This is a genomic window from Pseudomonas sp. NFR02 (assembly GCF_900119375.1).
GTDB lineage: Bacteria > Pseudomonadota > Gammaproteobacteria > Pseudomonadales > Pseudomonadaceae > Aquipseudomonas > Aquipseudomonas paracarnis.
This window is the reverse complement of the sequence record NZ_FPJJ01000006.1, coordinates 282,200-306,275: the sequence shown is the minus strand read 5'-3', so window position 1 is coordinate 306,275 and position 24,076 is coordinate 282,200. Positions and strand designations below refer to the sequence as shown.

Sequence of the window (24,076 nt, the reverse complement as noted above, 5' to 3'; positions counted from 1 at the left end):
ACTTCGTGCCCTTTGCCGTCTAACCACCTTCGCAAGTCCTGCAGTCCTTGCCCCTCGGTCGTTAAGTTAGCCGCATCAGAAGTCATTCTTGTCTCTTTAAGGAGTACATCATGGCATTTGATCTCGTCACGGTTTCAGACCGTCGTCACTCAGCCCTACAAAAAGGCTTCAACCTGCGCTGGCCCTTGGGAAACGTGCAGGGCCAGTCGTCGGCCAAGGGCGCCAATCTGATTTACCTGTGCCGCAGCCCGCAAGACATCATGGACGCCGCCGCCCAGGCATTGGCCCTGCCCAATGGGCGCATCACCGTACGCAGCGGCGGTCATTGCTACGAAGGGTTTGTCGCCAACAAGATGCCCGACAGCCCGCATGAGGTGCTGTCGATCCTGGATATCAGCGCGCTGAACCGAGTGGTCTACGATGCCAGCGGGCAAATCGGCTCAGAGCTGAGCCCGACGCAGCCCTTTCGCTACCGCTTTCGCCTAGAGGCCGGCAGCCAGGTCTGGGACAGCTATAGCGCGTTGTACAAGCAGGCCAACAAGACCCTGCCCGGCGGCTCATGTTACTCAGTGGGCCTGGGCGGGCACATTTGTGGTGGCGGCTACGGGCTGCTGTCGCGCAAGTATGGACTGGTGTGTGACTGGCTCAGTGGGGTCGATATCCTGGTGCCTGACAGCCAAGGCAAAGGGCTCGAACCGCGCCATGTCAGCCGGGACAGCACCCAACAGGACGAATTGGACCTGTTCGCCGCGTGCTGCGGTGCGGGGGGTGGGCAATTCGGCATTATCACCAGCTATTACTTCGAAGACCTGCCACCGGCCCCCAAAGAAGTACTGTGGCTGGTGTTGGAATGGGATTGGTCAGTACTGACCCAGGATGCACTAAACAATCTGCTGGTGGCTTACCAGCTATGGTTCGCCAGTCATCAGAACAACCGGGACACCTGGGGCCTGGCGACCAAACTGGAAATGCGCCACGAGCACACAGGTAATATCACCTTGGGCATCCATTATGTGGACAAGGATGGTGAGCTGAACGACCGTGCGCCCTTCGATGATTTTGTCGACAAGATGCTCACGGCCATCGGCTTACCTGCCACCGAGTCGCTGGTGCCGTTTCATGTGGTCCATTTGCCGCCTGGCACAGCCGGCGGGCGCCCCGTCGACTCAGTGTCATCTGCCCAGACTGCGGCCCGGCGCCTGGATTGGCTGGCGTGCCAGCAAACATTGAATGGTTCGGGAGACAATCAGCGTGGGCGCTATAAATCGGCCTATCAGAAAGGTGAGTTCAGCCCTCTCGTACTAGGGGCCATCTGGCGGACCTTGACCTGGCCAGACCCTGACAACCACCTGACACAAAGCCTGATCCAGATTCAGTCCTTCGGCGGCCAGATCAACGCCGTCAGTGCGCCCGTACTCAAGGAGTCGTCGGCCGCCCAGCGTTCGTCCTTCCTCAAGTGGCAACCCCAATGTTATTGGCACGGCGACAGCGCCGCCGCGGACCAAGCCCATGCTGACTGGATCCGAGGGCTGTACTTCAACGCGTTTGCCGATGCTCAAGGTGTACCGCTCAACAACGCGTTCGAAGGCTGCTACATCAATTACCCCGACCTCGACATGACTTACAAAGGGGGTAACCCGGCCAACGGCAAAAACCCCCAGTGGTACAAAATCTTCTTTCCCGATCTGATGATCGAAAGCCGCTTGCGCCGTACCAAGCAGCGCTGGGACCCGCACAATATATTTCGCAACGAGATGTCGGTGCCGTAGAACGAAAAAAGGGCGACCCGAAGGTCGCCCTCTTTACAGTTCTATCCGCTCTACTTTGCCGACCAGCAATATGTAGGAAAGCGCGCCGAGCAGCGCCAAGACCGCAATGTAGGTAATGGCCGGCGCAAATGACGAGCCACTGGCCAGAAAGCCAATCACGATAGGTGTGGCAATCGCCGACAGGTTGCCAATGAAGTTGAACACCCCGCCGGTCAACCCCAGCAGACGGGCAGGCGCCAAGGTCGACACCAACGACCAGGTGATCGACGCCAGGCCATTGCCGAAAAACGCCACCGCCAGAAACGCGATGACCCATGCCGTCGAGTCCACATAGTTGGCCCCGATGATCGCCGTGGAAATCAGCAGCCCGCTGATGATCGGCAACTTGCGCGCAAAGCCCACCGACGTCCCACGCCGAATCAGCCAATCGGAAAACACCCCCGAACACAGCACGCCCACAAACGCGGCCAGGAACGGCAAAGAGGCCAGCAAGCCAGACTGGATAAAGTCCATGCCGCGATATTTCACCAGGTACGTCGGGAACCAGGTCAGGAAGAACCACAGCGTGGAGTTCAGGCAAAACTGGCCCAGGTAGATGCCCCACAGCTTGCGTTTACTCAGCACGATGCCGAGGTCGGTCCAACTGAAGGGTGCCTTGACGGTTTTAGCCTGCATGTCCACCAGCCCGCCACCGTCGCGGATCAGTTGGATTTCGGCTTCGTTGGCGCCTTTGAAATCCTTGGGCTCGCGATACACCGCATACCAGATCGCGGCCCACAGGATGCCGACGCCACCGGTTACCACAAACACCATGTGCCAGCCGTACTGGTGCTGCAGCCACGCCAACACCGGGGTGAGGAACGCCAGGCCGACGAATTGCCCGGAGGTATAGACGCCGATAGCCGTGGCACGCTCGCGCTCGGGAAACCAGGTGGTGACCACACGGCTGTTGATGGGATAGGCCGGTGCCTCCAACGCGCCCACGGCCATGCGCAGCACAAACAGCGCGATAAAGCTGGCGGCGAAACCGAGCATCACGGTGGCAATCGACCACAGCAGCAGGGCTGCCGTGTAGAGAATGCGCGGCGGCACTCGATCTACCAGCCAGCCACCCGGGATTTGCATGGCCGCGTACGTCCAGCCGAAGGCAGAGAAAATCAGCCCGACTTGCACCGGGTCGATCCCCAGCTCGCTGGTCAGCGCGGGCGCGGCAATCGACAGGTTGCTACGGTCGAGGTAGTTGATGACCACGGTGATGAACAGCAGCACCATGATGAAAAAGCGCTTTCTGCTAGGCGTGACTAAGGGAGCCTGCCCGGTGGGGGATTCAGGGTGCATGGGGGTGCCTCTTTTTATATTTGTTGAGGAAGGAACGCGCTCAATGTGGGAGCTGGCTTGCCTGCGATGGCGGCATGAATGGCACCGCTGCGGTGACTGGCCCACCGCCATCGCAGGCAAGCCAGCTCCCACATTTTTAGCGCGTTTCAATCAAGTGGAAATCACCACTCGGCAAAACTGCCATCGGCATGGCGCCAGATCGGATTGCGCCAGCGATGGCCGATGGCCGCGCGCTCAACCACATACTCCTCGTTGATCTCAATGCCCAACCCCGGGCCGTTGGGGATCTTCACAAAGCCCTGGTCATAGTCGAATACGCCCGGGTCTCGCACGTAGTCGAGCAGATCATTGCTTTCGTTGTAGTGAATACCCAGGCTCTGCTCCTGGATAAACGCGTTGTAGCAAACCGCATCCAGTTGCAGGCATGCCGCCAAGGCAATCGGGCCCAGCGGGCAGTGCAGGGCCAGGGCCACGTCGTAGGCTTCGGCCATGTTGGCGATCTTGCGGGTTTCGGTAATCCCACCGGCGTGGGAGGCGTCCGGCTGAATGATGTCGACGTAGCCTTCGCTGAGCACCCGCTTGAAATCCCAGCGCGAGAACAGGCGCTCGCCCAGGGCGATCGGCGTACTGGTCAGCGGCGCCAGTTCTTTCAGCGCTTCGTAGTTTTCGCTCAGCACCGGCTCTTCAATGAACATCAGTTTGTATGGGTCGAGCTCTTTCATCAGCACCTTGGCCATCGGCTTGTGCACGCGGCCATGGAAGTCGACGCCGATACCCACGTTAGGGCCGACCGCATCGCGCACGGCAGCGACGTTGGCCAGGGCCAGGTCGACTTTTTCGAAGCTGTCGACGAACTGCAATTCTTCGGTGCCGTTCATTTTTACCGCCGTGAAGCCACGCGCTACGGCCTCTTTGGCAGCACGGGCGGTGTCGGCGGGGCGGTCACCGCCGATCCATGAGTACACGCGAATCTTGTCACGCACCTGGCCGCCCAGCAGATCGCTGACCGACACACCGAGGGCTTTGCCCTTGATGTCCCACAACGCTTGGTCGATACCGGCGAGGGCGCTCATGTGCACCGCGCCGCCTCGGTAGAAGCCGCCGCGATAGAGCACGGTCCAGATATCTTCGATATTGCGTGGGTCTTTGCCGATCAGGTAGTCGGACAGTTCTTCGACGGCGGCGGCCACCGTGTGAGCGCGGCCCTCGACCACCGGCTCGCCCCAGCCGGTCACACCCTGGTCGGTTTCGACCTTGAGGAAGCACCAGCGCGGCGGAACGATAAAGGTCGTCAGTTTGGTGATTTTCATCTCTTGTCTCTCTTATAGATGCAGCGCCTGTGGGCGCGGAATATGCTCTCAGCCGAGGGCTTTCCAGGCGGCGACATAAGCCTGGGCACGGCTCGCAACCTGATCCACTGTCATGCCCGGCTTGAACAGCCCGGAACCCAATCCGAAGCCCTTGGCGCCGGCGTCGGTAAACACCTGCATGTTGTCCGGGGTGATGCCGCCCACCGGCAGCAGCAATGTGCCCGCCGGCAATACCGCCAGCCATGCCTTGATCACTGAAGGGCCCATCTGCTCGGCCGGGAACAGCTTCAACACATCGGCGCCTTCGGCCAGTGCGGCAAAGGCTTCGGTAGGCGTGGCTACCCCAGGCGACAAGTACAGGCCCGCCGCTTTAGCGGCACGCAGCACCTTGGCATCGCTGTGGGGCATGACGATCACCTCGCCTCCGGCGGCCTTGACCTGTTCGACCTGCTCAGGCGTCAACACCGTGCCGGCACCGATCAGGCAATCGGCGGGCAAGCTGTCGCGCAGGATGCGGATGCTGGTGTAAGGGTCTGGCGAGTTGAGCGGCACTTCGATCACGCGAAACCCCGCGTCGTACAGCACCTGGCCGACCGCCTGGGCTTCGTCGGGGCGTAGGCCGCGCAGGATGGCGATCAAACCGTTTTGTGAGAGTGCTTGCTTGAGCATGTCAGGCCTCCAGTACAGGTCGAATGAGCCCGGCGGCTTGCGCCAGTTGCCACAGGCCACGCTCAGTGGCTTCTTGCGCCAGGCTGACGTGGGCAAATCCGCAAAGGGCGAGGGCGCGTTGATAGCGGGCGCAAAGTGCAGCAGCGCCGACCAGGATGATCGGCTGATGTTTGGCCGAATCTGGCAAGCCGGCGAGCTCATGGCCGATGAGCAGGCCAGACAGGTAATCGGGTTGCTGGTCGGGCGCCAGCTGCGCGGTGAGCCCAAGGGTACGGGCACTGAACAGGGTCGAAAGCACGCCACGCTGACCATCGTTGGACAGCGCCACGCGCACGCCTCGATCAAACGCCTCGGCCTGGAACTGCTCGCTCGCCTGTTGGGTACGCCCCAGGATGCTGTGCTTGCTCAACACCGCAAACACTTCGCCAGTCATGAAGGTATCGAAATGGGTAATGCGGCCTTCCACCACCTCGACCCATTTGGAATGGCTGCCGGGCAGGCCGATCAACACCTGGGGCCCTAGCCCTTGCAGTACGCCGAGCACTTGGGTTTCTTCGCCACGCATGACATTAGGCAGACCCACTTGCTCGATCACCCCCGGCACGATATGCACCTGCACCCCGCGCAGGCTGCGTATGCCATGCAACGCCTGGCCGAGACTGGCGACATCCACGGGCGTGCTGCGATAGGCCGCCTCGCTCCAACCCTGTGCGCTGCCGACCATGCCGCAAGCGATCACCGGCAGCTCGGGCTGGGCATCAAGCCAATCGCCGCAGGCGCTATCGAACGCCAGTTCAAAGCCGTCAGTGCACAGCGCACCGGCTATTTCCCGGGGCTCTGTGGGCAAATGCATGATGCCCCAGGCTTGCGAGCGCTGTTCCAGCACAACCCCCGCGGGGCCGAGTTTGTAAGCACGAAGGGAGCTGGTCCCCCAATCGAGCGCGATCAATTGCGCCTGCATCGCTTCACCTGAAATGAGTGGGTGCTGAAAAAAGCAGATGAGCGAATATAAACCTAGGGCGCGGAATATCTCAATATATAAATATCAATCCCATATAATGAGACAAGACAAGATTAATCCTACAACTCATCCTGTTTTTACTTAGGGAAAGACGCAGGATTATCGGGTAGGAAAGGCTAAAAAATAGACAGGTCCAGTTCGCGCATCGCACCCATCCAGATGGCGTAATCGGTGTGGTCCTTGAGGTCGTCACCGGTTTCAGGGTGCAGGAACACCACCAGACCATTGCGATGCAGCGCCAGCCACGGCAACACCACGCCGATATATTCCGGCTCGAACGCCAACTGGCAACTCCAATCCGGGTGCGGGCCCACGGGCCGCTCGTGCACGCGGCCCATGCGCAGCGGGAACAACTTGGCGGCGTCTTCACAGAGCGTGCGCGCCTGCTCAATCGTGCTGGCGTCGAAGTAGATATGGGCGTGGTAGCCCTTGATACGTTGCATGACAGACTCCGGTTCCACTGTGCGCCGATCCTAGACCGCAATCGACGGCAGGGCCAGCCCGGTCAACGAGTGCGCACTGTTGGCCTGTTCCGCCACCAGCCACTCGACAAAGCGGTCCACCAACTGTCCGCGGCGTTTGCGCTGGGGCTGCACCACGTAATAGCCCAAGCGCGACGTCACCGTGTGGCTGATCGGCCGGCACAGCCAATTCTGCTCCAGCAGGTTATCCACCAGGTGGCGCCAGCCGATGGCGACGCCCTGGCCGGCAATCGCGGCCTGGATCAGCAAGGTGTAGTTGTCAAAGCGCAATTGCCCAGGGGTCGGCGCAGCCGTGATACCCAGTTCGCGGAACACGCCGTTCCAGTCGAACCACTGGCTGTTGTTTTCCTGACGCAGGTGCAGCAACGGGCAGTCTTGCAAGGCCTGCACCGTCAGGGGCGCGACCTGCTCCTTGAGCCACTGTGGGCTGCACACCGGGAACACTTCCTCATTGAACAACCACAGGCTCTCGCCCTGCTTGAAACGGCGATCGCCGAACAGCACCGCCACATCAATATCGCTGCGCAGGGTGGCGTGGTTGCGCTCACTGGTGACCAGGCTGACATCCACCTGCGGGTTGGCCTGGTGAAAGCGATGCAAGCGCGGCATCAGCCAATAGGCGGCGAAGGCAAAGTCGGTGGCGACTTGCAGCACTTCATGCTGGCTTTGTTGAGTGATGGCGCCGAGCCCCTGGTTGATATTCTGCAGGCCGCCCTGCACATGCTCGAACAGCAGGGCACCGGCGTCGGTCAGTTCGATGCCGCGGTAAATGCGATCAAACAGGCGGATCGCCAGTTGCTCTTCAAGGCGTTTGATTTGCTGGCTGACCGCGGGTTGGGTGGTACCCAGCTCCATCGCGGCCGCGGTGAAACTGCGATGACGCGCCGCCGCCTCAAAGGCGCGCAGCAAATCGAGAGAGAGGTCACCCAGCGCTTCATACATAAGCTCAACTTATCCTAGTCATTGCTGCGTATGGGCTTTACCCCATAACTTATGGACCGCATGCTCATTGGCATAAACACTGCCTATGGAATGCCGAGAAACCATGAAGCGCAAGAACATTCTTTTCATCATGGCCGATCAGATGGCCGCGCCGATGCTGCCGTTCTACGGGCCTTCCCCGATCAAGCTGCCCAACCTCAGCCGCCTGGCGGCACAAGGCGTGGTGTTCGAAGCCGCCTATTGCAACAGCCCGTTGTGCGCACCGTCGCGCTTCACCTTGGTCAGCGGCCAGTTGCCGAGCAAGATCGGCGCCTACGACAACGCCGCCGATTTCCCCGCCGACGTGCCGACCTATGCCCACTACTTGCGCCGCCTGGGCTACCGCACCGCACTGTCGGGCAAGATGCACTTCTGCGGCCCCGACCAGTTGCACGGCTATGAGGAACGCCTGACCAGCGACATCTATCCCGCCGACTACGGCTGGGCGGTGAACTGGGATGAGCCAGACGTACGCCCTACCTGGTATCACAACATGTCCTCGGTGCTGCAAGCCGGTCCGTGTGTACGCACCAACCAGCTGGATTTCGACGAAGAGGTGGTGTTCAAGGCCCAGCAATATCTGTTCGACCATATCCGTGAGGAAGGTGACCAGCCATTTTGCCTGACGGTGTCGATGACCCATCCCCACGACCCTTACACCATTCCCAAGCCGTTCTGGGACTTGTACGCAGACACCGACATCCCAATGCCCGCGACGCCGCCCCAGGCCGACCTCGACCCGCATTCCCAGCGGCTGCTCAAGGTTTATGACTTGTGGGACAAACCGCTGCCTGTGGATAAGATCCGCGACGCCCGCCGCGCCTACTTCGGTGCCTGCAGCTACATCGACAGCAACGTCGGCAAGCTGCTGCAGACCCTGGAAGACACCGGCCTGGCCGACGACACCCTGATCATTTTCTCTGGCGACCACGGCGACATGCTTGGCGAGCGCGGCCTCTGGTACAAAATGCACTGGTTTGAAATGGCCGCCCGCGTGCCGCTGCTGATCAGTGCACCGGGGCAGTTCGCCGCTGGCCGCGTCGCCCAGGCCGTGTCGACCGCCGACTTGTTGCCGACCCTGCTGGAATTGGCCGGAGGCGAACTGGATCCGCACTTGCCGCTGGACGGCCGCTCGCTGGTCGCGCACTTGCAGGGGCAGGGCGGGCATGACGAAGTGTTTGGCGAATACATGGCCGAAGGCACCGTCAGCCCATTGATGATGATTCGCCGGGGCGCCTACAAATTCATCTACAGCGAGGACGATCCTTGCCTATTGTTCGATCTGTACAACGACCCGAACGAGCAGGAAAACCTCAGCCAGTCAGCTGAACATCGGCCATTGTTCGAGGCGTTCTTGCGTGAAGCGCGAGCTAAATGGGATATCCCGGCGATCCATCAACAGGTGCTCGCCAGCCAACGCCGTCGCCGCCTGGTGTTTGATGCGCTGACCCATGGCAAGCTCAAGAGCTGGGATCACCAGCCACTGGTAGACGCCAGTCAGCAGTACATGCGTAACCATATCGACCTTGATGACCTGGAGCGCAAAGCACGTTTTCCACAACCCTGCCAAAACCAATAAGTAGACAGAGGGAAGGCCATGCAAAAGTTGACCGTGGTACTGAGTTTGGTGGTGCTCAGCAGCGCCCAGGTGTACGCAGACACTCGCTGCGAAACGGTAAAGATGGCCGATCCAGGCTGGAGCGATATTGCCGCCACCAACGCTATCACCAGTTTCCTGCTGACGGGCATGGGCTATCAACCCAAGGTCGACACCCTGGCGGTGCCGATTACCTTCGGCGGGCTCAAGGACGGCCAGGTGGATGTCTTCCTCGGCAACTGGATGCCGGCGCAGCAGGGCTTCTACGACAAGTTCGTGGCCAACGGTGATGTGGTGCAAATGGCGAAGAACCTGGAGGGCACCGAGTTCACCCTCGCCGTGCCGGACTATGTGTGGGACGCCGGGGTGCATGACTTTGCCGACCTGAACACATTTGCCGACAAGTTCGACAAGAAGATCTACGGCATCGGCTCCGGCGCGCCAGCCAATATCTCGTTGCAGGAGATCATCAAGAAGAATGATTTCGACCTGGGGCAGTGGAAGCTGATCGAGTCAAGCGAACAGGCGATGCTCGCAGAGGTCTCGCGAGCGGTGAAGAAACAGCGTTTTATCACCTTTCTCGGCTGGACCCCGCACCCGATGAACGTGCAACTGAAAATGCGCTACCTCAAGGGCGGCGAGCAGTACTTTGGTGCCACCGGCAGCGTCTATACCTTGACTCGCAAGGGTTACGCACAAGCGTGCCCCAATGTCGGCAAACTGCTGACCAACCTGAGTTTTACCCAGGCCATGGAGAACAGCATCATGGCTGACGTGGCGAACAACAAGGTCAGCAATGCGCAGGCGGCGAAGACGTGGATCAAGGCCAACCCGGCGGTCCTGGACCAGTGGCTGGAGGGGGTGAAAACCCTGGACGGCCAGGAGGCGTTGCCAGCGGTAAAAGCCAAACTCTGACGTTAAAATCGGACGCAGAGCGTCCCGAGCAGCATTCCCACGCAGAGCGTGGGAACGATCAACTCTGACGCTTGCCGCTGACCCCTGTGGGAGCTGGCTTGCCTGCGATAGCATCACCCCGGTATGCCTCTCACACCGAGGCGCCAGCATCGCAGGCAAGCCAGCTCCCACAGGTACCCATGCATATTGATACTCTTGCCAAAACCCTTTATCCGAGCCCGCGATGCCCCGGCCCAACCGCCATACACTTTTGCCCTTCCTGCGCTGGCTGCCGCGCCAAACCCGCGCCAGCGTCGGCCGGGACGCGATCGTCGGCCTCAGCGGCGCTGTGCTTGCGCTGCCGCAGTCGATTGCCTACGCACTGATCGCCGGTCTCCCACCCGAATATGGGCTCTACGCAGCCATCATCCCAGTATTGATCGCCTGCCTGTGGGGCTCGTCCTGGCACCTGATCTGCGGGCCCACGGCCGCCATCTCCATCGTGCTTTACGCCAGCATCAGCCCACTGGCCGTGCCAGGCTCCCAGGACTACATCACCCTCATCCTGTTGCTGACCTTCCTCGCCGGGGTATTCCAATGGTTGCTCGGCCTGCTGCGCTTCGGCGCGTTGGTGAACTTTGTCTCCCATTCGGTGGTGCTGGGTTTCACCCTGGGTGCCGCCGTAGTGATCGCCTTGGGGCAACTGCCAAACCTGCTCGGCTTGGATTTACCGAGCCAGGCCACGGCTATCAATGGCCTGCTGGCGCTGATCGACCATCGTGGCGAGTGGGACCACGCGTCCCTGGCCCTGGGGCTGGGTACATTGCTGGCAGGTATGCTGCTCAAGTACCTGGTGCCACGTTGGCCGACATTGTTGATCGCCTTGGTGTTGGGCAGCCTGGCGGCATGGCTGTTGCCGGCGATGTTCGGGCATGTGGCACGGGTCAGTTCGTTTATTGGCAAACTGCCGCCGTTCAGCCCGTTGCCGATGGATCTGGATCTGGTACTACGCCTGCTGCCCAGTGCCGTAGCGGTGGGAATGCTGGGGTTGGTGACCAGCCTGTCGATTGCCCGCTCGCTGTCCGCCCGCTCGCAACAACTGCTCGACGCCAACCAGGAAGTACGCGCCCAGGGTTTATCCAACATCGTGGGCGGATTTTTTTCCGGATACCTGTCAGCCGGATCGTTCACCCGCTCGGGCCTCAGTTATGAGGCGGGTGCCTGTTCGCCATTGGCGGGGGTTTTTTCGGCTCTGTGGGTGGCGTTATTCGCGTTATTTGGCGCAGCGTTGATTGCGCATATTCCGATCCCGAGCATGGCGGCGAGCATCCTGCTGATCTGCTGGGGCCTGGTGGACCACCGCGGCATTCGTGCGCTGTTCCGGGTCAGCCGCGCCGAATTTGTGGTGATGAGCCTGACCTGTGTCGCCACCTTGTTGCTGGAGCTGCAAACGGCGATCTATGCCGGGGTACTGGCGTCGCTGTTTTTCTACCTCAAACGCACCTCGCAGCCACGGGTGCAACACTGGCGCGACTGTGAAGCGGATGTGTTGCGGGTGGGCGGCTCGATCTTTTTTGGCGCCAGCCATTACCTGCAAGTGCGCCTGCAACGTCTGCAGGGTGAGCGGGTGGTGATCGAGGCGCAGCAGATCAACTTTATCGACTATTCCGGGGTGGAGATGCTGCACCAGGAGGCGCGGCGGTTGGCGGGGTTGGGCCGTAGCTTGACGTTGCGTGGGGCCAGGCCGCAGGTGGTTGAGGAATTGATGAAGCTGGAGGGGCCGGATAACTGCCCCCTCCATTTCGAAGATTAAACCCGATCAACTGTGGGAGCTGGCTTGCCTGCGATAGCGGTGGATCAGCCAGCACATGGGTAACTGACCTATTGCTATCGCAGGCAAGCCAGCTCCCACATTAAGTGTGCCCACATCAACGTGTGGGATCAGGCCAATTGCCGGCGCAGTTCGGCCAGTACGGGCGCCGAATCCGGACGCACACCGCGCCACAGCAAGAAGGCTTCCGCCGCTTGTTCCACCAGCATGCCCAGGCCATCCATCGCCACCGCCGCGCCTTGCTCGCTCGCCCAGCGGCAGAATGCGGTGGGTTCCTTGGCGTACATCATGTCGTAGCAGAAGGTCTTGCCCGGCTCGATCAGGCTGCCGGCAATCGGCGGTACATCGCCTGACAGGCTGGCCGACGTGGCATTGATGATCACATCCACCGGCTCACGCAACCAGTCGAAACCACTGGCAGACACCGGGCCCAGGTCATCGAACAGCTCAGCCAGCCGCTCGGCCTTTTCCACGGTGCGGTTGGCGATGATCAACGACGAGGGTTGCTGCGCCAGCAACGGCTCCAGCGCACCGCGTACCGCACCACCGGCGCCCAACAACAGGATGCGTTTGCCTTGCAGGCTCAGCCCGGCATTGACCGTCAAGTCGCGCACCAGGCCCGCGCCGTCGGTGTTGTCGCCCAACAACGTGCCGTCAGCCAATTTGCTCAAAGTGTTTACGGCGCCGGCGCGCTGGGCACGTTCGGTCAGGGTATTGGCGAGGCGATAGGCCTCTTCCTTGAACGGCACGGTCACGTTGGCGCCACGGCCGTGTTGGAAGAACTCACGGGCACAGGCGGTGAAGTCCTCCAACGGCGCGAGCATCGTGCTGTAGTCCAGTTGTTCGCCGGCCTGGGCAGCGAACAGACGATGAATCAGCGGCGATTTGCTATGGCCGATGGGGTTGCCGAACACCACATAACGGTCCATCACACCGCCGCCTTGGGCGCGGCAACGCCGAGCCAGTCACGGTCTTGCAGGAAGTAGTCGGTGAGGCGCGCCTCTTCGCTGCCGGCTTCGGCCTTCCAGTCGTAGCTCCAGCGTACCTGAGGTGGCAGCGACATCAGGATCGACTCCGTACGCCCGCCCGATTGCAGGCCGAACAGGGTGCCACGGTCATAGACCAGGTTGAACTCAACGTAGCGGCCCCGGCGGAACTCCTGGAACTGGCGTTGTTGCTCGGTGTACGCCATGGCCTTGCGACGCTGCACAATCGGCAGGTAGGCATCGATGTAGGCATCGCCGATGGCGCGGATGAAGGCGAAGCAGGTGTCAAAGCCCCACTCGTTCAAGTCATCGAAGAACAGCCCACCGATGCCACGGGGCTCGTTGCGGTGCTTGATGTGGAAGTAGGTGTCACACCAGGCCTTGTAGCGGGAGTACACGTCCGGGCCAAACGGTGCACAGGCCTGCTCGGCCACGCGGTGCCAGTGAATGCAGTCTTCTTCATTGCCGTAATACGGGGTGAGATCGAAGCCACCACCGAACCACCACACCGGTTCTTCACCTTCTTTTTCAGCGATGAAAAACCGCACATTGGCGTGGGAAGTCGGTACATGAGGGTTATGCGGATGGATCACCAGCGACACACCCAGGGCCTCAAACCCACGGCCCGCCAGTTCAGGGCGATGGGCACTGGCAGACGGTGGCAGACCGCTGCCGAACACGTGGGAAAAGTTGACACCGCCTTTTTCGATCACCGAACCGTTTTCCATCACACGGGTACGACCGCCACCGCCGGCTGGCCGGGTCCAGGCGTCTTCGATAAAGCGAGTGTCCGTCTCGAAGGTTTCCAGGGCGCTGCAAATGCGGTCTTGCAGGTCAAGCAGGTAGGCTTTAACGGCCTCGGTGCGGGTAGTCATGGCATCACCTTGAATCGGGCAAAGCTACGCGAGGCCCATGGGGCGTCGGCGGCAAATGGGCGCACAGGATACCACTGCGCCTACATGCCACTGCACTTAGGTGCGCAGCAGTTGACGAAGATCAAGCTTAGGAGTCCGATAGGGGGCTACGCAGATTCGAACCCAAGGAGAAGTGCAGATGGCCAAACGTATCCAGTTCAGCGCCCATGGCGGCCCCGAAGTACTTGAATATGTGGACTACACGCCAGCGGAGCCTGGCCCACAGCAGGTTCGGGTGCGCAACGAAGCTATCGGCCTGAACTTCATCGACACCTATTTCCGCAGTGGTCTCTACGCGCCGCCCGCCCTGCCATCGGGCCTGGGTGCGGAAGGCGCTGGCGTGGTGGACGCGGTGGGCAGTGAAGTCAGCCAATTCAAAGTTGGCGACCGCGTGGCCTACGGCAGCGGTCCGCTGGGTGCCTACAGCGAGCTGCATGTGTTGCCTGCCGCCAACCTGGTGCACCTGCCGGATGAGATCAGCTTCGAACAGGCCGCCGGTGCCATGCTCAAAGGCCTGACCGTGCAATACCTGTTGCGCCAGACCTATGAGCTCAAAGGCGGTGAAACCATTTTGTTCCACGCCGCCGCCGGTGGCGTGGGTTCCCTGGCCTGCCAATGGGCCAAGGCCCTGGGCGTGAAGTTGATCGGTACGGTCAGCTCCCCGGAAAAGGCCGCTTTGGCCAAATCGCTGGGCGCCTGGGAAACCATCGACTACAGCAAGGAAGATGTCGCACAACGCGTACTGGAATTGACTGACGGCAAGAAGTGCCCGGTGGTATATGACGGCGTCGGCAAAGACACCTGGCTGACCTCGCTCGACAGCGTGTCGCCACGGGGCTTGTTGGTGAGCTTCGGCAATGCGTCGGGTGCAGTGGATGGGGTGAACCTGGGAATTCTGTCGGCGAAAGGATCGCTGTACGTGACCCGGCCTACTTTGGCGACCTACGCGAACAACCCGGCGAACTTGCAGGCGATGGCGGACGATCTGTTTTCGATGATCAAAAGTGGCAAGGTGCGCATTGATATCAACCAGCGCTACTCGCTGGCAGAGGCGGCCAAAGCGCAGACGGAGTTGTCGGGGCGGCGCACGACTGGATCGACCATCCTGCTGCCTTAAGATCGTACCCACGCTCTGCGTGGGAATGCATACCGTGACGCTCTGCGTCACAAGCGGACGCAGAGCGTCCAATGCGGCGTTCCCACGCAGAGCGTGGGAACGAGCTGCACCTAGGAGGGGCGCACCACATCACCCGTCACCAGGTCCCGAATCAGGCTCGGGTTCTTGCGCCCACCCAAGGCGCCGCCCAACACCAGGTCCACTTGCCCGCGAAAATACTGCTCCACGCGAATCCGCGTGCGGGCTGCCGAACGGCCCTGTGGGTTGGCCGAGGTGGAAATCAACGGGCCGACCTCGGCGCACAAATCTCTCACCAACGGATGATCACTGACCCGCAGCGCTACGGTGTCATGCACACCCGTGACCCATTCGGGCAGCAAGTCTTGATGGGGCACCAGCCACGTATTCGGCCCTGGCCAGGTGCTGGCCATGCGTTCGATCCATGTGTCCGGGAAATCTTCAAACAGAAAGTCGAACTGACGAATATTGTCCGCCACCAGGATCAGGCCTTTGTCGACCGAGCGGTTCTTGATCGCCAGCAGCCGATCCACTGCTTCTTCGTTCCACGGGTCGCAGCCCAGGCCCCAGACCGCTTCGGTCGGATAGGCGATCACCGCGCCTGCGCGAATTTCCCGTGCGGCTTCCAGCACACGCCACCTGTTGACCATTGTTTACTCTCCGGACTAAAGCTCTGGGCAGTTTACCGATCTTCGTTACAAAACCTAGCGCCAAAAACGTCCACTACAAAAGCGGGCACCGCGCCAGCCAGCGCCCGCTTTCGCAAATCACCTGGCCCTCCAACTCCAGCTCTGTCAGGGTGGCCAGTACTTGGGACAACGGCCGACCGCTGGCAATCGCCAAGGCTTCGCTGCTATGCGGTGCCGCGTGCAGCAGCGCCACCAACGGATGGATCACGGGCACCGGCGCAGCATGGGACAACCGCTGCCAACCGCGCAGGCTTTCAAGAATGTGCTCGATGGTTTCCACAAGCACCGCGCCATCACGGATCAGTTGATGACAGCCCTTGGCGGCGGGGTGGTGGATGGAACCCGGAATCGCGTACACCTCGCGCCCTTGCTCCGCCGCCAGGCGTGCGGTGATCAGCGAGCCGCTGGACATACTGGCCTCCACCACCAGCACGCCTAACGACAACCCGCTGATAATCCGGTTGCGCCGTGGGAAATTACCGGCCTGGGGCGCGGTATCCAGCGGAAACTCGGAAACCACGGCGCTGCCTTGGGCGATCATCGCCGCAGCAAGCTTGCGATGGCGCTGTGGATAAAAATTTTCCAGGCCAGTGCCAAGCACGCCGATGGTATGGCCGCCCACGTCCAATGCCGCCTGGTGCGCCGCGCCGTCAATGCCCACCGCCAGCCCACTGGTGATGACAAAACCGGCGCTCGCCAGGCTGCGGGAAAAGGCCGCTGCCGTGTCCATGCCTGGGCGAGAGGCACGCCGGCTTCCGACCATGGCCAACTGTGGTTTTTCCAGAATACCGGGGTCGCCCGCCACGAATAACAACGGCGGCGCATCGTCGATCTGCGCGAGCAACGCCGGGTACTCTGGTTGGTCCCACATCAGCAAATGCTGGGCCGGGCGCGCCAGCCAGGCCAACGCCTCACTGGCACCGTCACGGACTTTGGGGCTACGTCGGGCCTCGGCACTGATGGCGGGCAAACCGAGGGAACGCCAGGCGCTGGCGGGAGCACTCAGGGCCTTGGAAGCGCAACCAAAGGCTTCGATCAACACGTGAAAACGCTTGGGCCCCAGTTCTGGCAGCCTGTGCAAGCGTAGCCGGGCTTCCAGCTCTGCCGGGGAAATATCGCTACTGTTTATCGGATTCATATGATCATCCTTGACCGGAACAAGCTGTGGATAACTCTGTTGGTAACTTATTTAGCAGGCTATTTATTGCGCTTGTTGAGCCGTCTCGAAACGGTCTTGCACGGCCAACGACCTTGAAGCACTGAGCACCAGGGCATAGCTGAGCTTTTCGTAGGTGCGAAACACCAGCAGGGTGCCCGCTCGCTCATCCGGGAGCGGCGTGGGCGTACCGGTGAGGGCGTCTCGCACGGTGGCGCCAGCCTTGATCACCGTCAGCAGTTGGCCTTCCATCAGGCCATCGCGGCGGCCCTTGTTCAGGGTCACAGCATCGAGCACGCCAATCTGCGTGACGCCCTTGGGGATGTCGATGATGTGCCCTGTAATCAAGGGTGCGGGTTTGCAGGGTTCCAGGCTGGCCAAAGCAACGGGAGGCTCGGCGCGCAACAAACGGTCACCCGGGCGAATTTCCTGGGTCACCCGTTGCACTGCCAAGGTGGTGAGGCTGTCGGCAAGCACAAAGCGTGCAGTGCCGATGTCGTCGGCATTGATGCCGAGTAATTCCTGGGTAACGGGGTCGGTGTAGGCCTTGCCCCGCCGAAAGATCCCGTAGCTGGGCTGGGCCGGGTCCAGATGCCCGCGCGCATGCACACGCTCGTCGTTGGCACCCAGCACGCGCCCGCCTTGAGCCGCAATAATATAAGGCGCGTTGTCCAGGTCGTGGGGGGAGTCAAAAATACGGTTGTGCAGTAAAAAATGCTGAATGGCCTGTTGCGCGGCCTGATCCAGACGCTCAGTGGGTTGCACAATCAATGCCGTGGCGAACGGGGCCCACAGCAGCAAGACGAGTAGCGATTTCCTCATGGGGTGAATCTCCTTTATTATGTGCGTTCGCGTGAAATGCCATAGCCTTCGCGGCTTCCGAGCGTTTCACACCGGCCGTATGGGTCCTTCCCACCGCCGATTTGTCTCTTCCTCACATGTGCAGCAATTACGCTTATGGCTATTTTGAACATCCTCGAATTTCCCGACTCGCGCCTGCGCACGATCGCCAAGCCGGTGGCCGTAGTGGACGACAAGGTTCGTCAGTTGGTCGATGACATGTTTGAAACAATGTATGAAGCCCCGGGCATCGGCCTCGCCGCTACCCAGGTCAACGTGCACCTGCGTGTCGTGGTCATGGACCTGTCGGAAGATCGCAGCGAACCTCGGGTGTACATCAACCCTGAGTTCGAACCGCTGACCGAAGAGATGGGCGAATACCAGGAAGGCTGCCTGTCGGTGCCGGAGTTCTACGAAAATGTGGAACGCCCGCTGCGCGTGAAGATCAAGGCGCTGGACCGTGACGGCAAGCCTTTCGAACTGATTGCCGAAGGCCTGCTGGCGGTGTGTATCCAGCATGAATGCGACCACCTCAACGGCAAGCTGTTTGTCGATTACCTGTCCACGCTCAAGCGTGACCGCATCAAGAAGAAGCTGGAAAAAAAGCATCGCCAGCAAGCCTGATGCCCTTCTTCCAAAGGCTTGCTGCGGCAAGCCTTTTTCTTTTGTGACTGTTTTTAACCGAGAACTCCCATGACCGAGCCATTGCGCATTGTTTTTGCCGGCACTCCTGAATTTGCCGCCGAACACCTCAAGGCGCTGCTTGCCAGCCCTTACGACATCGTCGCGGTGTACACCCAGCCGGATCGCCCGGCCGGTCGCGGGCAAAAACTGATGCCGAGCCCGGTCAAGCAATTAGCGCTGGAGCACAACATTCCCGTGCTGCAGCCGCCGACCCTGCGTAGCGCCGACGCCCAGGCCGAAATGGCCGCGCTGAAGCCGGACCTGCTGGTGGTGGTGGCTTACGGTTTGATCCTGCCTCAGGCTGTGCTGGATATCCCGCGCCTGGGTTGCATCAACAGTCATGCTTCACTGCTGCCACGCTGGCGCGGTGCGGCGCCGATTCAGCGCGCCGTTGAAGCAGGCGACAGCGAGAGCGGCGTGACCGTGATGCGCATGGAAGCCGGCCTGGATACCGGGCCGATGCTGCTCAAAGTCACCACACCGATCACCGCCCAAGACACCGGCGGCAGCCTGCACGACCGCCTCGCTGAACTGGGGCCGCCCGCCGTGATCCAGGCCATCGCCGGCCTGGCTGCCGGCACACTGGAAGGCGAGGTACAGGACGACAGCCTGGCCACCTACGCGCACAAATTGAACAAAGACGAAGCACGCATCGACTGGAGCCGCCCAGCCGTGGAGCTTGAGCGCCTGGTACGTGCCTTCAACCCGTGGCCGATCTGCCACAGCACTCTGAACGGCGAAGCCTTAAAAGTGTTGGCCGCGACCCTGGCCGATGGTGCAGGCGCTCCCGGCGAGATCATCGGCGCCAGCAAAGACGGCCTGTTGGTGGCTTGCGGTGAACAGGCGCTGTGCCTGACGCGTCTGCAATTGCCCGGCGGCAAGGCGCTGAACTTCAGTGATTTGTTCAACAGTCGTCGTGAGAAATTCGCCCTGGGCACCACGCTTGGAGTGGTCACTCAATGAACCCACGTCTGGCCGCCGCCAAGGCTCTCGCCGCCGTGCTCAACGGCAAGGCTTCGCTGAACAGTTCATTGCCCACGCAGTTGGATAAGGTTGAAGACCGCGACCGGGGGTTTACGCAGGACCTGGCCTTTGGCACCGCCCGTTGGCAGCCACGGTTGTCTGCGTTGGCCGCCAAGCTGCTGCAAAAACCGTTCAAAACGGCGGACGCGGATGTCGAGGCGCTGTTGCTGGTGGGTCTCTACCAGTTGCTCTACACCCGCGTGCCCGCCCACGCCGCCATTGGTGAAACCGTCGGTTGCGCCGACAAGCTGAAAAAGCCCTGGGCCAAGGCCCTGCTCAATGCCGTGCTGCGTCGCGCCCAGCGTGAAAGCGAAACGCTGTTGGCCGAGCTGGAACATGATCCGGTGGTGCGCACCGCCCACCCGCGCTGGCTGCAAAAATCCCTGAAAGCCTTTTGGCCCGAGCAATGGGAGGCTATCTGCGCGGCCAACAACGCGCACCCGCCGATGATCCTGCGGGTCAACCGTCGCCACCACAGCCGGGATGCATACCTGCAATTACTCGCCGACGCGGCCATTAACGCCACCCCGTGCGTGTACAGCACGGACGGTATCGTGCTGGAAGCCGCCGCCGATGTGCGCAGCCTGCCGGGCTTTGCCCAAGGCTGGATCAGCGTGCAGGACGAGGCCGCGCAATTGGCTGCCGATCTGCTCGATTTGGCCCCCGGCCAGCGCGTACTCGACGCCTGCTGCGCGCCAGGCGGTAAGACGTGTCACATCCTTGAGGTTGAAAAAGACCTGGCCGGTGTGGTGGCTGTGGACCTTGAGGCCAAGCGCCTGGTGCGCGTGCGGGAAAACCTTGCACGCCTGGGCCTCAGCGCCGACCTGATCGCCGCCGACGGCCGCGACACCGCGACGTGGTGGGACGGCAAGCCATTCCAGCGCATCCTGCTGGACGCTCCTTGCTCCGCCACCGGTGTGATCCGTCGGCACCCGGACATCAAGCTGACCCGCCAGCCCGACGACATCGCCGCCCTGGCGGTGTTGCAAGGCGAACTGCTCGACGCGCTGTGGCCAACCCTGGAAGTGGGCGGCATCCTGCTTTACGCCACCTGCTCCACGCTGCCCACCGAAAATACCGAGGTCATCCAAGCCTTCCTCGCCCGCACCAGCGGCGCGCGCGAACTGGACCTCGCCACCAGCGCCGGCATCAAGCAGCCCCACGGCCGCCAACTGCTCGCGCAGGAAGGCGGGCACGATGGCTTCTACTACGCCAAACTGATCAAGATTGCCGCCGCGCGCGGCTGAATGGTTTTAAGGGAGTGACCGGATGAAAATCATCATCCTTGGAGCAGGGCAGGTGGGTGGCACGCTGGCCGAACATTTGGCCGGTGAAGCCAACGACATCACCGTGGTCGACACCGATGCCGAGCGCTTGCGCAACCTGGGCGACCGCCTGGACATTCGTACGGTGCAAGGCCGCGCGTCGTTTCCGACGGTGCTGCGCCAGGCCGGTGCCGACGATGCCGACATGCTGGTGGCTGTGACCAACAGCGACGAGACCAACATGGTCGCCTGCCAGGTCGCCCACACCCTGTTCCACACCCCGACCAAGATCGCTCGGGTGCGCGAAGCGGCTTACCTGACCCGCGCCGGGCTGTTCGACAACGACGCCATCCCGGTAGACGTCCTGATCAGCCCGGAACAGGTGGTGACCCACTACATCAAGCGCCTGATCGAAATTCCAGGTGCGCTACAGGTTATCGACTTCGCTGAAGGCAAAGCGCAACTGGTAGCCGTGAAGGCCTATTACGGCGGGCCGCTGGTTGGCCAGCAATTGCGCCAGCTGCGTGAGCACATGCCAAACGTGGAAACTCGCGTCGCCGCGATTTTCCGGCGTGACCGGCCGATCCTGCCCCAGGGCGACACGGTGATCGAAGCAGACGACGAAGTGTTTTTCATCGCCGCCAAGGCGAACATTCGTGCGGTCATGAGCGAAATGCGCAGGCTCGACGAAAGCTACAAACGCATCGTCATCGCCGGCGGTGGGCAGATTGGCGAGCGTTTGGCCGAAGCCATCGAAAGCCGCTATCAGGTGAAGATCATCGAGATGAGCCCGACGCGGTGTCGGCATTTGTCCGACACCCTCGACAGCACTGTCGTACTGCAAGGCAGCGCCTCGGACCGTGACCTGCTGATGGAAGAGAACATCGCCGACGCGGATATCTTCCTGGCCCTGACCAACGATGACGAAGCCAATATCATGTCGTCCTTGCTCGCCAAGCGGCTGGGGGCGAAGAAGGTGATGACCATCATCAACAACCCGGCCTATGTCGACCTGATCCAGGGCGGCGATATCGATATTGCCATCAGCCCGCAGTTGGCGACCATTGGCACCTTGCTCGCCCACGTACGGCGTGGCGACATTGTCAGCGTGCACTCGTTGCGCCGTGGCGCAGCGGAAGCCATCGAGGCGATTGCCCACGGTGACTCCAAGTCCAGCAAAGTGATTGGCAAGGCGATCCGCGATATCGGCCTGCCGCCCGGTACCACCATTGGCGCGATCATTCGCGATGAAGAAGTGATCATTGCCCACGACGACACGGTGATCGCCACCGGAGACCACGTGATTTTGTTCCTTGTGGACAAGAAACATATCCGCGATGTGGAGAAGCTGTTCCACGTGGGGCTGAGTTTTTTCTGATTAAAAAATTGAGTGAGCCTGCCGCCGCCATCGCGGGCAAGCCCGCTCCCACATGTGATCGCGTTCCAAGTGTGGGAGCGGGCTTGCCCGCGATGACGATATCGAAACCGCTATGTAGCTAAAGGATGCACCGCCATGCTCGAATCCCTGGAAAAAATGCTCGCCAAGGGTGTGGATAATTCATTGCTGCGCTTTGGCCTGGGCAAGGGTTATCTGGACCTGAAGGACAACGCAACGGCGGCCGAGCATTTGCAGCGATGCGTCGAGTTCGATCCGAAGTATTCGGCGGCGTGGAAGTTGTTGGGCAAGGCGCGGCTGGGATTGGAAGATCGCGCGGCAGCACACCTGGCATGGGAGAAGGGCATCGAAGCCGCCCAGGCCCATGGCGACAAACAGGCCGAAAAAGAAATGACGGTGTTCCTGAAGAAACTTGATCGCCAAACCTGAGGTGATCACCTGTGGGAGCTGGCTTGCCTGCGATAGCATCACCTCGGTATATCAGGCACTCCGAGGTGATGCTATCGCAGGCAAGCCAGCTCCCACATTTGATCTCCATTGGGCTGGAGGTCAGCGGTGTATCAATACCACCGCGCCTCACCCGGCGGGCGTTTCTTGAAGCGCTTCATGCTCCACATGTACTGGCTTGGGTAAGCGCCTACATAGCGCTCAACTACCTTGCTCATCGCCGCACAGGACGTCGCGGTGTCGGTGCTGTACATGTCCTCCGGCGCCGCTTCCAGGATCACCTTGTAGCCCGAGCCGTCCGGCAGGCGCAGGGCGTGCAGGAATACGCCAACGGCCTTGTGGCCCGCGAGCATGTTCGGCACGAACTTGCTGGTAAGCGCCTGGGTGGCAAAAAACGGTACGAAGATCCCGGCGGACTCAGCCGGCTCCGGGTCGGCAGGAATGCCCACCTGGCCGCCTTTGCGCACTTCCTTGATCACACTGAGAATGCCTTCCTTGGTGGAGGCCGCCACGCGGTTGCCCAGCTGCACGCGTTGTTTGCGCAGCAGTTCGTCCACCGCCTTGAGCTTGGGCGGGCGATAGAAAATGATCGGTTTGCACTGGCTGCAATAGAAGTGGTTCAACACTTCCCAGTTGCCCAGGTGGCTGGTGATGCCCACCACGCCTTTGCCAGAAGCCAGGGCCTCGTGCAGCACTTCCAAGCCCTCGACTTCGCGGACCAGGTCGATGGAGCGCTGCGCCGGCCAGATCCACGCGCAGGCGCTTTCGGTGAGGGACTTGCCGATGTCCATCAGGCTGCGGCCCACCAGGCGCTCGCGTTCTGCAGGGTCCATGTCCGGGAAGCATTTGGAGAGGTTGATCCGCACGGTATCGCGGGAACGGTTGGGGGTTTTCCACATGATCCAGCCGATCCCCGTGCCGACGGCTTGTACGGCGCGCCAGGGCAGCAGGGCAAACAACCGAAGAGCGCCTACCAGCAAGGCGCCTTTAAACTTTTCCACAGGTCACTCCTGATCGTGTGTGGTGCGCAAAGCCGGCATTCTAACCGGCGTTGGCCAAGTCCGCGTAACGGTCGCAGTCCTGGGTGTGGTCCATGACCATGCCCGAGGCCTGCATGAAGGCGTAGCAGATGGTCGGCCCGACGAAGGTGAAGCCGGCCTTTTTCAAGGCTTTGCTCATGGCTTGGGCTTCGGGCGTGATCGCCGGGACGTCGCTGCGATCCTTGAAGTGATTGACCTTGGGTTTGCCGCCGACAAACGACCACAGCAACCCCACGGGATCTTCCAGCGCCAGCCAGGCCGCGGCGTTGCGCCGGGTAGCGTTGAGCTTCAAGCGATTGCGCACGATACCCGGGTCCTGCATCAGCACCTCGATTTCGTCATCGCTCAATTGCGCCAGACGCTGCGCGTCAAAGCCGAACAACACCTTTCGATAATGCTCGCGTTTGCGTAAAACGGTGATCCAGGACAGGCCTGCCTGGAACCCTTCGAGCAAAAGCAACTCGAACAAACCCTGCGCATCGCGCAGCGGCGTTCCCCACTCTTGATCGTGATAAGCCATGTACAGCGGATCTTCAGAACACCAAAAGCAGCGTGGCATAAGGCTCCAGGGAGTGGTGGCGGGGCCGAATCGGGTATACTCCCGCTCTT

General features: G+C 61.2%; 23 protein-coding genes. 10 read left to right on the top strand and 13 right to left on the bottom strand.

Annotation, left to right across the window (positions count from 1 at the left end; translation table 11 throughout):
* Nucleotides 1-110: 110 nt before the first annotated feature.
* The gene (locus BT199_RS19465) at nt 111-1,769 is read left to right on the top strand and encodes an FAD-binding oxidoreductase (RefSeq protein ID WP_072435311.1); all 1,659 of its coding nucleotides are present in this window, start codon (nt 111-113) and stop codon (nt 1,767-1,769) included.
* A gap of 33 nt (nt 1,770-1,802) precedes the next feature.
* Here BT199_RS19465 and BT199_RS19460 read toward each other — a convergent pair whose 3' ends face one another.
* The 6 genes from BT199_RS19460 to BT199_RS19435 all read right to left on the bottom strand — a co-directional run bounded on the left by BT199_RS19460 (nt 1,803) and on the right by BT199_RS19435 (nt 7,531).
* Nucleotides 1,803-3,107: an MFS transporter gene (locus tag BT199_RS19460; protein WP_072435310.1), complete on the bottom strand. Its 1,305-nt coding sequence runs from the start codon at nt 3,105-3,107 to the stop codon at nt 1,803-1,805.
* 161 nt (nt 3,108-3,268) lie between these two features.
* Nucleotides 3,269-4,417 carry a galactonate dehydratase gene (gene dgoD, locus BT199_RS19455; RefSeq protein ID WP_003187297.1) on the bottom strand — a complete coding sequence of 383 codons (1,149 nt, stop codon included), beginning with the start codon at nt 4,415-4,417 and terminating at the stop codon, nt 3,269-3,271.
* Between the two features lie 48 nt (nt 4,418-4,465).
* Nucleotides 4,466-5,086, bottom strand: coding sequence for a 2-dehydro-3-deoxy-6-phosphogalactonate aldolase (locus BT199_RS19450; RefSeq protein WP_072435309.1), 621 nt, complete (start codon nt 5,084-5,086; stop codon nt 4,466-4,468).
* A gap of 1 nt (nt 5,087) precedes the next feature.
* Complete coding sequence (locus tag BT199_RS19445) at nt 5,088-6,047, bottom strand: 2-dehydro-3-deoxygalactonokinase (protein WP_072435308.1); 960 nt, start codon at nt 6,045-6,047, stop codon at nt 5,088-5,090.
* A 176-nt stretch (nt 6,048-6,223) separates the two neighbouring features.
* Complete coding sequence (locus BT199_RS19440) at nt 6,224-6,550, bottom strand: DOPA 4,5-dioxygenase family protein (RefSeq protein ID WP_014716300.1); 327 nt, start codon at nt 6,548-6,550, stop codon at nt 6,224-6,226.
* A gap of 30 nt (nt 6,551-6,580) precedes the next feature.
* On the bottom strand, nt 6,581-7,531 hold the full coding sequence (locus BT199_RS19435; protein ID WP_072435307.1) for a choline sulfate utilization transcriptional regulator: 951 nt from the start codon (nt 7,529-7,531) through the stop codon (nt 6,581-6,583).
* 103 nt (nt 7,532-7,634) lie between these two features.
* On the opposite strand from BT199_RS19435, the gene betC reads away from it, so the two are divergent.
* The 3 genes from betC (at nt 7,635) to BT199_RS19420 (ending at nt 11,874) form a co-directional block, all read left to right on the top strand.
* A complete protein-coding gene (gene betC, locus BT199_RS19430) occupies nt 7,635-9,149 on the top strand; it encodes a choline-sulfatase (protein ID WP_072435306.1) in 1,515 nt (504 codons plus the stop codon).
* Nucleotides 9,150-9,167: 18 nt separating this feature from the next.
* Nucleotides 9,168-10,082, top strand: coding sequence for a choline ABC transporter substrate-binding protein (gene choX, locus BT199_RS19425; RefSeq protein ID WP_032901545.1), 915 nt, complete (start codon nt 9,168-9,170; stop codon nt 10,080-10,082).
* 223 nt (nt 10,083-10,305) lie between these two features.
* The gene (locus BT199_RS19420) at nt 10,306-11,874 is read left to right on the top strand and encodes a SulP family inorganic anion transporter (protein WP_072435305.1); all 1,569 of its coding nucleotides are present in this window, start codon (nt 10,306-10,308) and stop codon (nt 11,872-11,874) included.
* Between the two features lie 128 nt (nt 11,875-12,002).
* Here BT199_RS19420 and aroE read toward each other — a convergent pair whose 3' ends face one another.
* Both aroE and hemF read right to left on the bottom strand, forming a co-directional pair.
* Nucleotides 12,003-12,821, bottom strand: coding sequence for a shikimate dehydrogenase (gene aroE, locus BT199_RS19415; RefSeq protein ID WP_072435304.1), 819 nt, complete (start codon nt 12,819-12,821; stop codon nt 12,003-12,005).
* Nucleotides 12,821-13,753: an oxygen-dependent coproporphyrinogen oxidase gene (gene hemF, locus BT199_RS19410; protein WP_014716294.1), complete on the bottom strand. Its 933-nt coding sequence runs from the start codon at nt 13,751-13,753 to the stop codon at nt 12,821-12,823. The genes aroE and hemF overlap by 1 nt, the downstream gene beginning before the upstream one ends.
* Nucleotides 13,754-13,931: 178 nt before the next feature.
* Between hemF and BT199_RS19405 the strand changes: the two genes are divergently transcribed.
* Nucleotides 13,932-14,909, top strand: coding sequence for a quinone oxidoreductase family protein (locus BT199_RS19405; RefSeq protein WP_014716293.1), 978 nt, complete (start codon nt 13,932-13,934; stop codon nt 14,907-14,909).
* 110 nt (nt 14,910-15,019) lie between these two features.
* Here the strand turns inward: BT199_RS19405 and BT199_RS19400 are convergent, their stop codons facing one another.
* The 3 genes from BT199_RS19400 to BT199_RS19390 all read right to left on the bottom strand — a co-directional run bounded on the left by BT199_RS19400 (nt 15,020) and on the right by BT199_RS19390 (nt 17,594).
* Nucleotides 15,020-15,577 carry an L-threonylcarbamoyladenylate synthase type 1 TsaC gene (locus tag BT199_RS19400; RefSeq protein WP_072435303.1) on the bottom strand — a complete coding sequence of 186 codons (558 nt, stop codon included), beginning with the start codon at nt 15,575-15,577 and terminating at the stop codon, nt 15,020-15,022.
* Between the two features lie 73 nt (nt 15,578-15,650).
* On the bottom strand, nt 15,651-16,754 hold the full coding sequence (gene dprA, locus BT199_RS19395; protein WP_072435302.1) for a DNA-processing protein DprA: 1,104 nt from the start codon (nt 16,752-16,754) through the stop codon (nt 15,651-15,653).
* A gap of 63 nt (nt 16,755-16,817) precedes the next feature.
* Entirely contained in the window at nt 16,818-17,594 is a 777-nt protein-coding gene (locus tag BT199_RS19390) for a hypothetical protein (protein WP_014716290.1), read from the bottom strand.
* Between the two features lie 135 nt (nt 17,595-17,729).
* Between BT199_RS19390 and def the strand changes: the two genes are divergently transcribed.
* The 5 genes from def (at nt 17,730) to BT199_RS19365 (ending at nt 22,409) form a co-directional block, all read left to right on the top strand.
* Complete coding sequence (gene def, locus BT199_RS19385; protein ID WP_003187273.1) at nt 17,730-18,236, top strand: peptide deformylase; 507 nt, start codon at nt 17,730-17,732, stop codon at nt 18,234-18,236.
* 69 nt (nt 18,237-18,305) lie between these two features.
* Nucleotides 18,306-19,259, top strand: coding sequence for a methionyl-tRNA formyltransferase (fmt, locus tag BT199_RS19380; protein ID WP_072435301.1), 954 nt, complete (start codon nt 18,306-18,308; stop codon nt 19,257-19,259).
* Complete coding sequence (gene rsmB, locus BT199_RS19375) at nt 19,256-20,566, top strand: 16S rRNA (cytosine(967)-C(5))-methyltransferase RsmB (protein ID WP_014716288.1); 1,311 nt, start codon at nt 19,256-19,258, stop codon at nt 20,564-20,566. Before fmt ends, rsmB begins: the two co-directional genes overlap by 4 nt.
* 22 nt (nt 20,567-20,588) lie before the next feature.
* Entirely contained in the window at nt 20,589-21,962 is a 1,374-nt protein-coding gene (gene trkA / locus BT199_RS19370; protein ID WP_014716287.1) for a Trk system potassium transporter TrkA, read from the top strand.
* A 135-nt stretch (nt 21,963-22,097) separates the two neighbouring features.
* A complete protein-coding gene (locus BT199_RS19365; protein WP_014716286.1) occupies nt 22,098-22,409 on the top strand; it encodes a tetratricopeptide repeat protein in 312 nt (103 codons plus the stop codon).
* A 131-nt stretch (nt 22,410-22,540) separates the two neighbouring features.
* On the opposite strand, the gene BT199_RS19360 is transcribed toward BT199_RS19365, so the two are convergent.
* Together BT199_RS19360 and BT199_RS19355 are read right to left on the bottom strand one after the other, a co-directional pair.
* Nucleotides 22,541-23,428 (bottom strand): lysophospholipid acyltransferase, encoded by an 888-nt coding sequence (locus BT199_RS19360; protein ID WP_014716285.1) that lies wholly within the window; start codon nt 23,426-23,428, stop codon nt 22,541-22,543.
* A 40-nt stretch (nt 23,429-23,468) separates the two neighbouring features.
* Nucleotides 23,469-24,026, bottom strand: a complete 558-nt coding sequence (locus tag BT199_RS19355) for a DNA-3-methyladenine glycosylase I (protein ID WP_032901531.1) — start codon at nt 24,024-24,026, stop codon at nt 23,469-23,471.
* Nucleotides 24,027-24,076 lie beyond the last annotated feature (50 nt).

Excerpts from the sequence above, each read along its gene's own strand:
- BT199_RS19465 (WP_072435311.1), top strand. The coding sequence starts at position 111 with ATGGCATTTGATCTCGTCACGGTTTCAGACCGTCGTCACTCAGCCCTA.
- BT199_RS19460 (WP_072435310.1), bottom strand. The coding sequence starts at position 3,107 with ATGCACCCTGAATCCCCCACCGGGCAGGCTCCCTTAGTCACGCCTAGC.
- dgoD (WP_003187297.1), bottom strand. The coding sequence starts at position 4,417 with ATGAAAATCACCAAACTGACGACCTTTATCGTTCCGCCGCGCTGGTGC.
- BT199_RS19450 (WP_072435309.1), bottom strand. The coding sequence starts at position 5,086 with ATGCTCAAGCAAGCACTCTCACAAAACGGTTTGATCGCCATCCTGCGC.
- BT199_RS19445 (WP_072435308.1), bottom strand. The coding sequence starts at position 6,047 with ATGCAGGCGCAATTGATCGCGCTCGATTGGGGGACCAGCTCCCTTCGT.
- BT199_RS19440 (WP_014716300.1), bottom strand. The coding sequence starts at position 6,550 with ATGCAACGTATCAAGGGCTACCACGCCCATATCTACTTCGACGCCAGC.
- BT199_RS19435 (WP_072435307.1), bottom strand. The coding sequence starts at position 7,531 with ATGTATGAAGCGCTGGGTGACCTCTCTCTCGATTTGCTGCGCGCCTTT.
- betC (WP_072435306.1), top strand. The coding sequence starts at position 7,635 with ATGAAGCGCAAGAACATTCTTTTCATCATGGCCGATCAGATGGCCGCG.
- choX (WP_032901545.1), top strand. The coding sequence starts at position 9,168 with ATGCAAAAGTTGACCGTGGTACTGAGTTTGGTGGTGCTCAGCAGCGCC.
- BT199_RS19420 (WP_072435305.1), top strand. The coding sequence starts at position 10,306 with ATGCCCCGGCCCAACCGCCATACACTTTTGCCCTTCCTGCGCTGGCTG.
- aroE (WP_072435304.1), bottom strand. The coding sequence starts at position 12,821 with ATGGACCGTTATGTGGTGTTCGGCAACCCCATCGGCCATAGCAAATCG.
- hemF (WP_014716294.1), bottom strand. The coding sequence starts at position 13,753 with ATGACTACCCGCACCGAGGCCGTTAAAGCCTACCTGCTTGACCTGCAA.
- BT199_RS19405 (WP_014716293.1), top strand. The coding sequence starts at position 13,932 with ATGGCCAAACGTATCCAGTTCAGCGCCCATGGCGGCCCCGAAGTACTT.
- BT199_RS19400 (WP_072435303.1), bottom strand. The coding sequence starts at position 15,577 with ATGGTCAACAGGTGGCGTGTGCTGGAAGCCGCACGGGAAATTCGCGCA.
- dprA (WP_072435302.1), bottom strand. The coding sequence starts at position 16,754 with ATGAATCCGATAAACAGTAGCGATATTTCCCCGGCAGAGCTGGAAGCC.
- BT199_RS19390 (WP_014716290.1), bottom strand. The coding sequence starts at position 17,594 with ATGAGGAAATCGCTACTCGTCTTGCTGCTGTGGGCCCCGTTCGCCACG.
- def (WP_003187273.1), top strand. The coding sequence starts at position 17,730 with ATGGCTATTTTGAACATCCTCGAATTTCCCGACTCGCGCCTGCGCACG.
- fmt (WP_072435301.1), top strand. The coding sequence starts at position 18,306 with ATGACCGAGCCATTGCGCATTGTTTTTGCCGGCACTCCTGAATTTGCC.
- rsmB (WP_014716288.1), top strand. The coding sequence starts at position 19,256 with ATGAACCCACGTCTGGCCGCCGCCAAGGCTCTCGCCGCCGTGCTCAAC.
- trkA (WP_014716287.1), top strand. The coding sequence starts at position 20,589 with ATGAAAATCATCATCCTTGGAGCAGGGCAGGTGGGTGGCACGCTGGCC.
- BT199_RS19365 (WP_014716286.1), top strand. The coding sequence starts at position 22,098 with ATGCTCGAATCCCTGGAAAAAATGCTCGCCAAGGGTGTGGATAATTCA.
- BT199_RS19355 (WP_032901531.1), bottom strand. The coding sequence starts at position 24,026 with ATGCCACGCTGCTTTTGGTGTTCTGAAGATCCGCTGTACATGGCTTAT.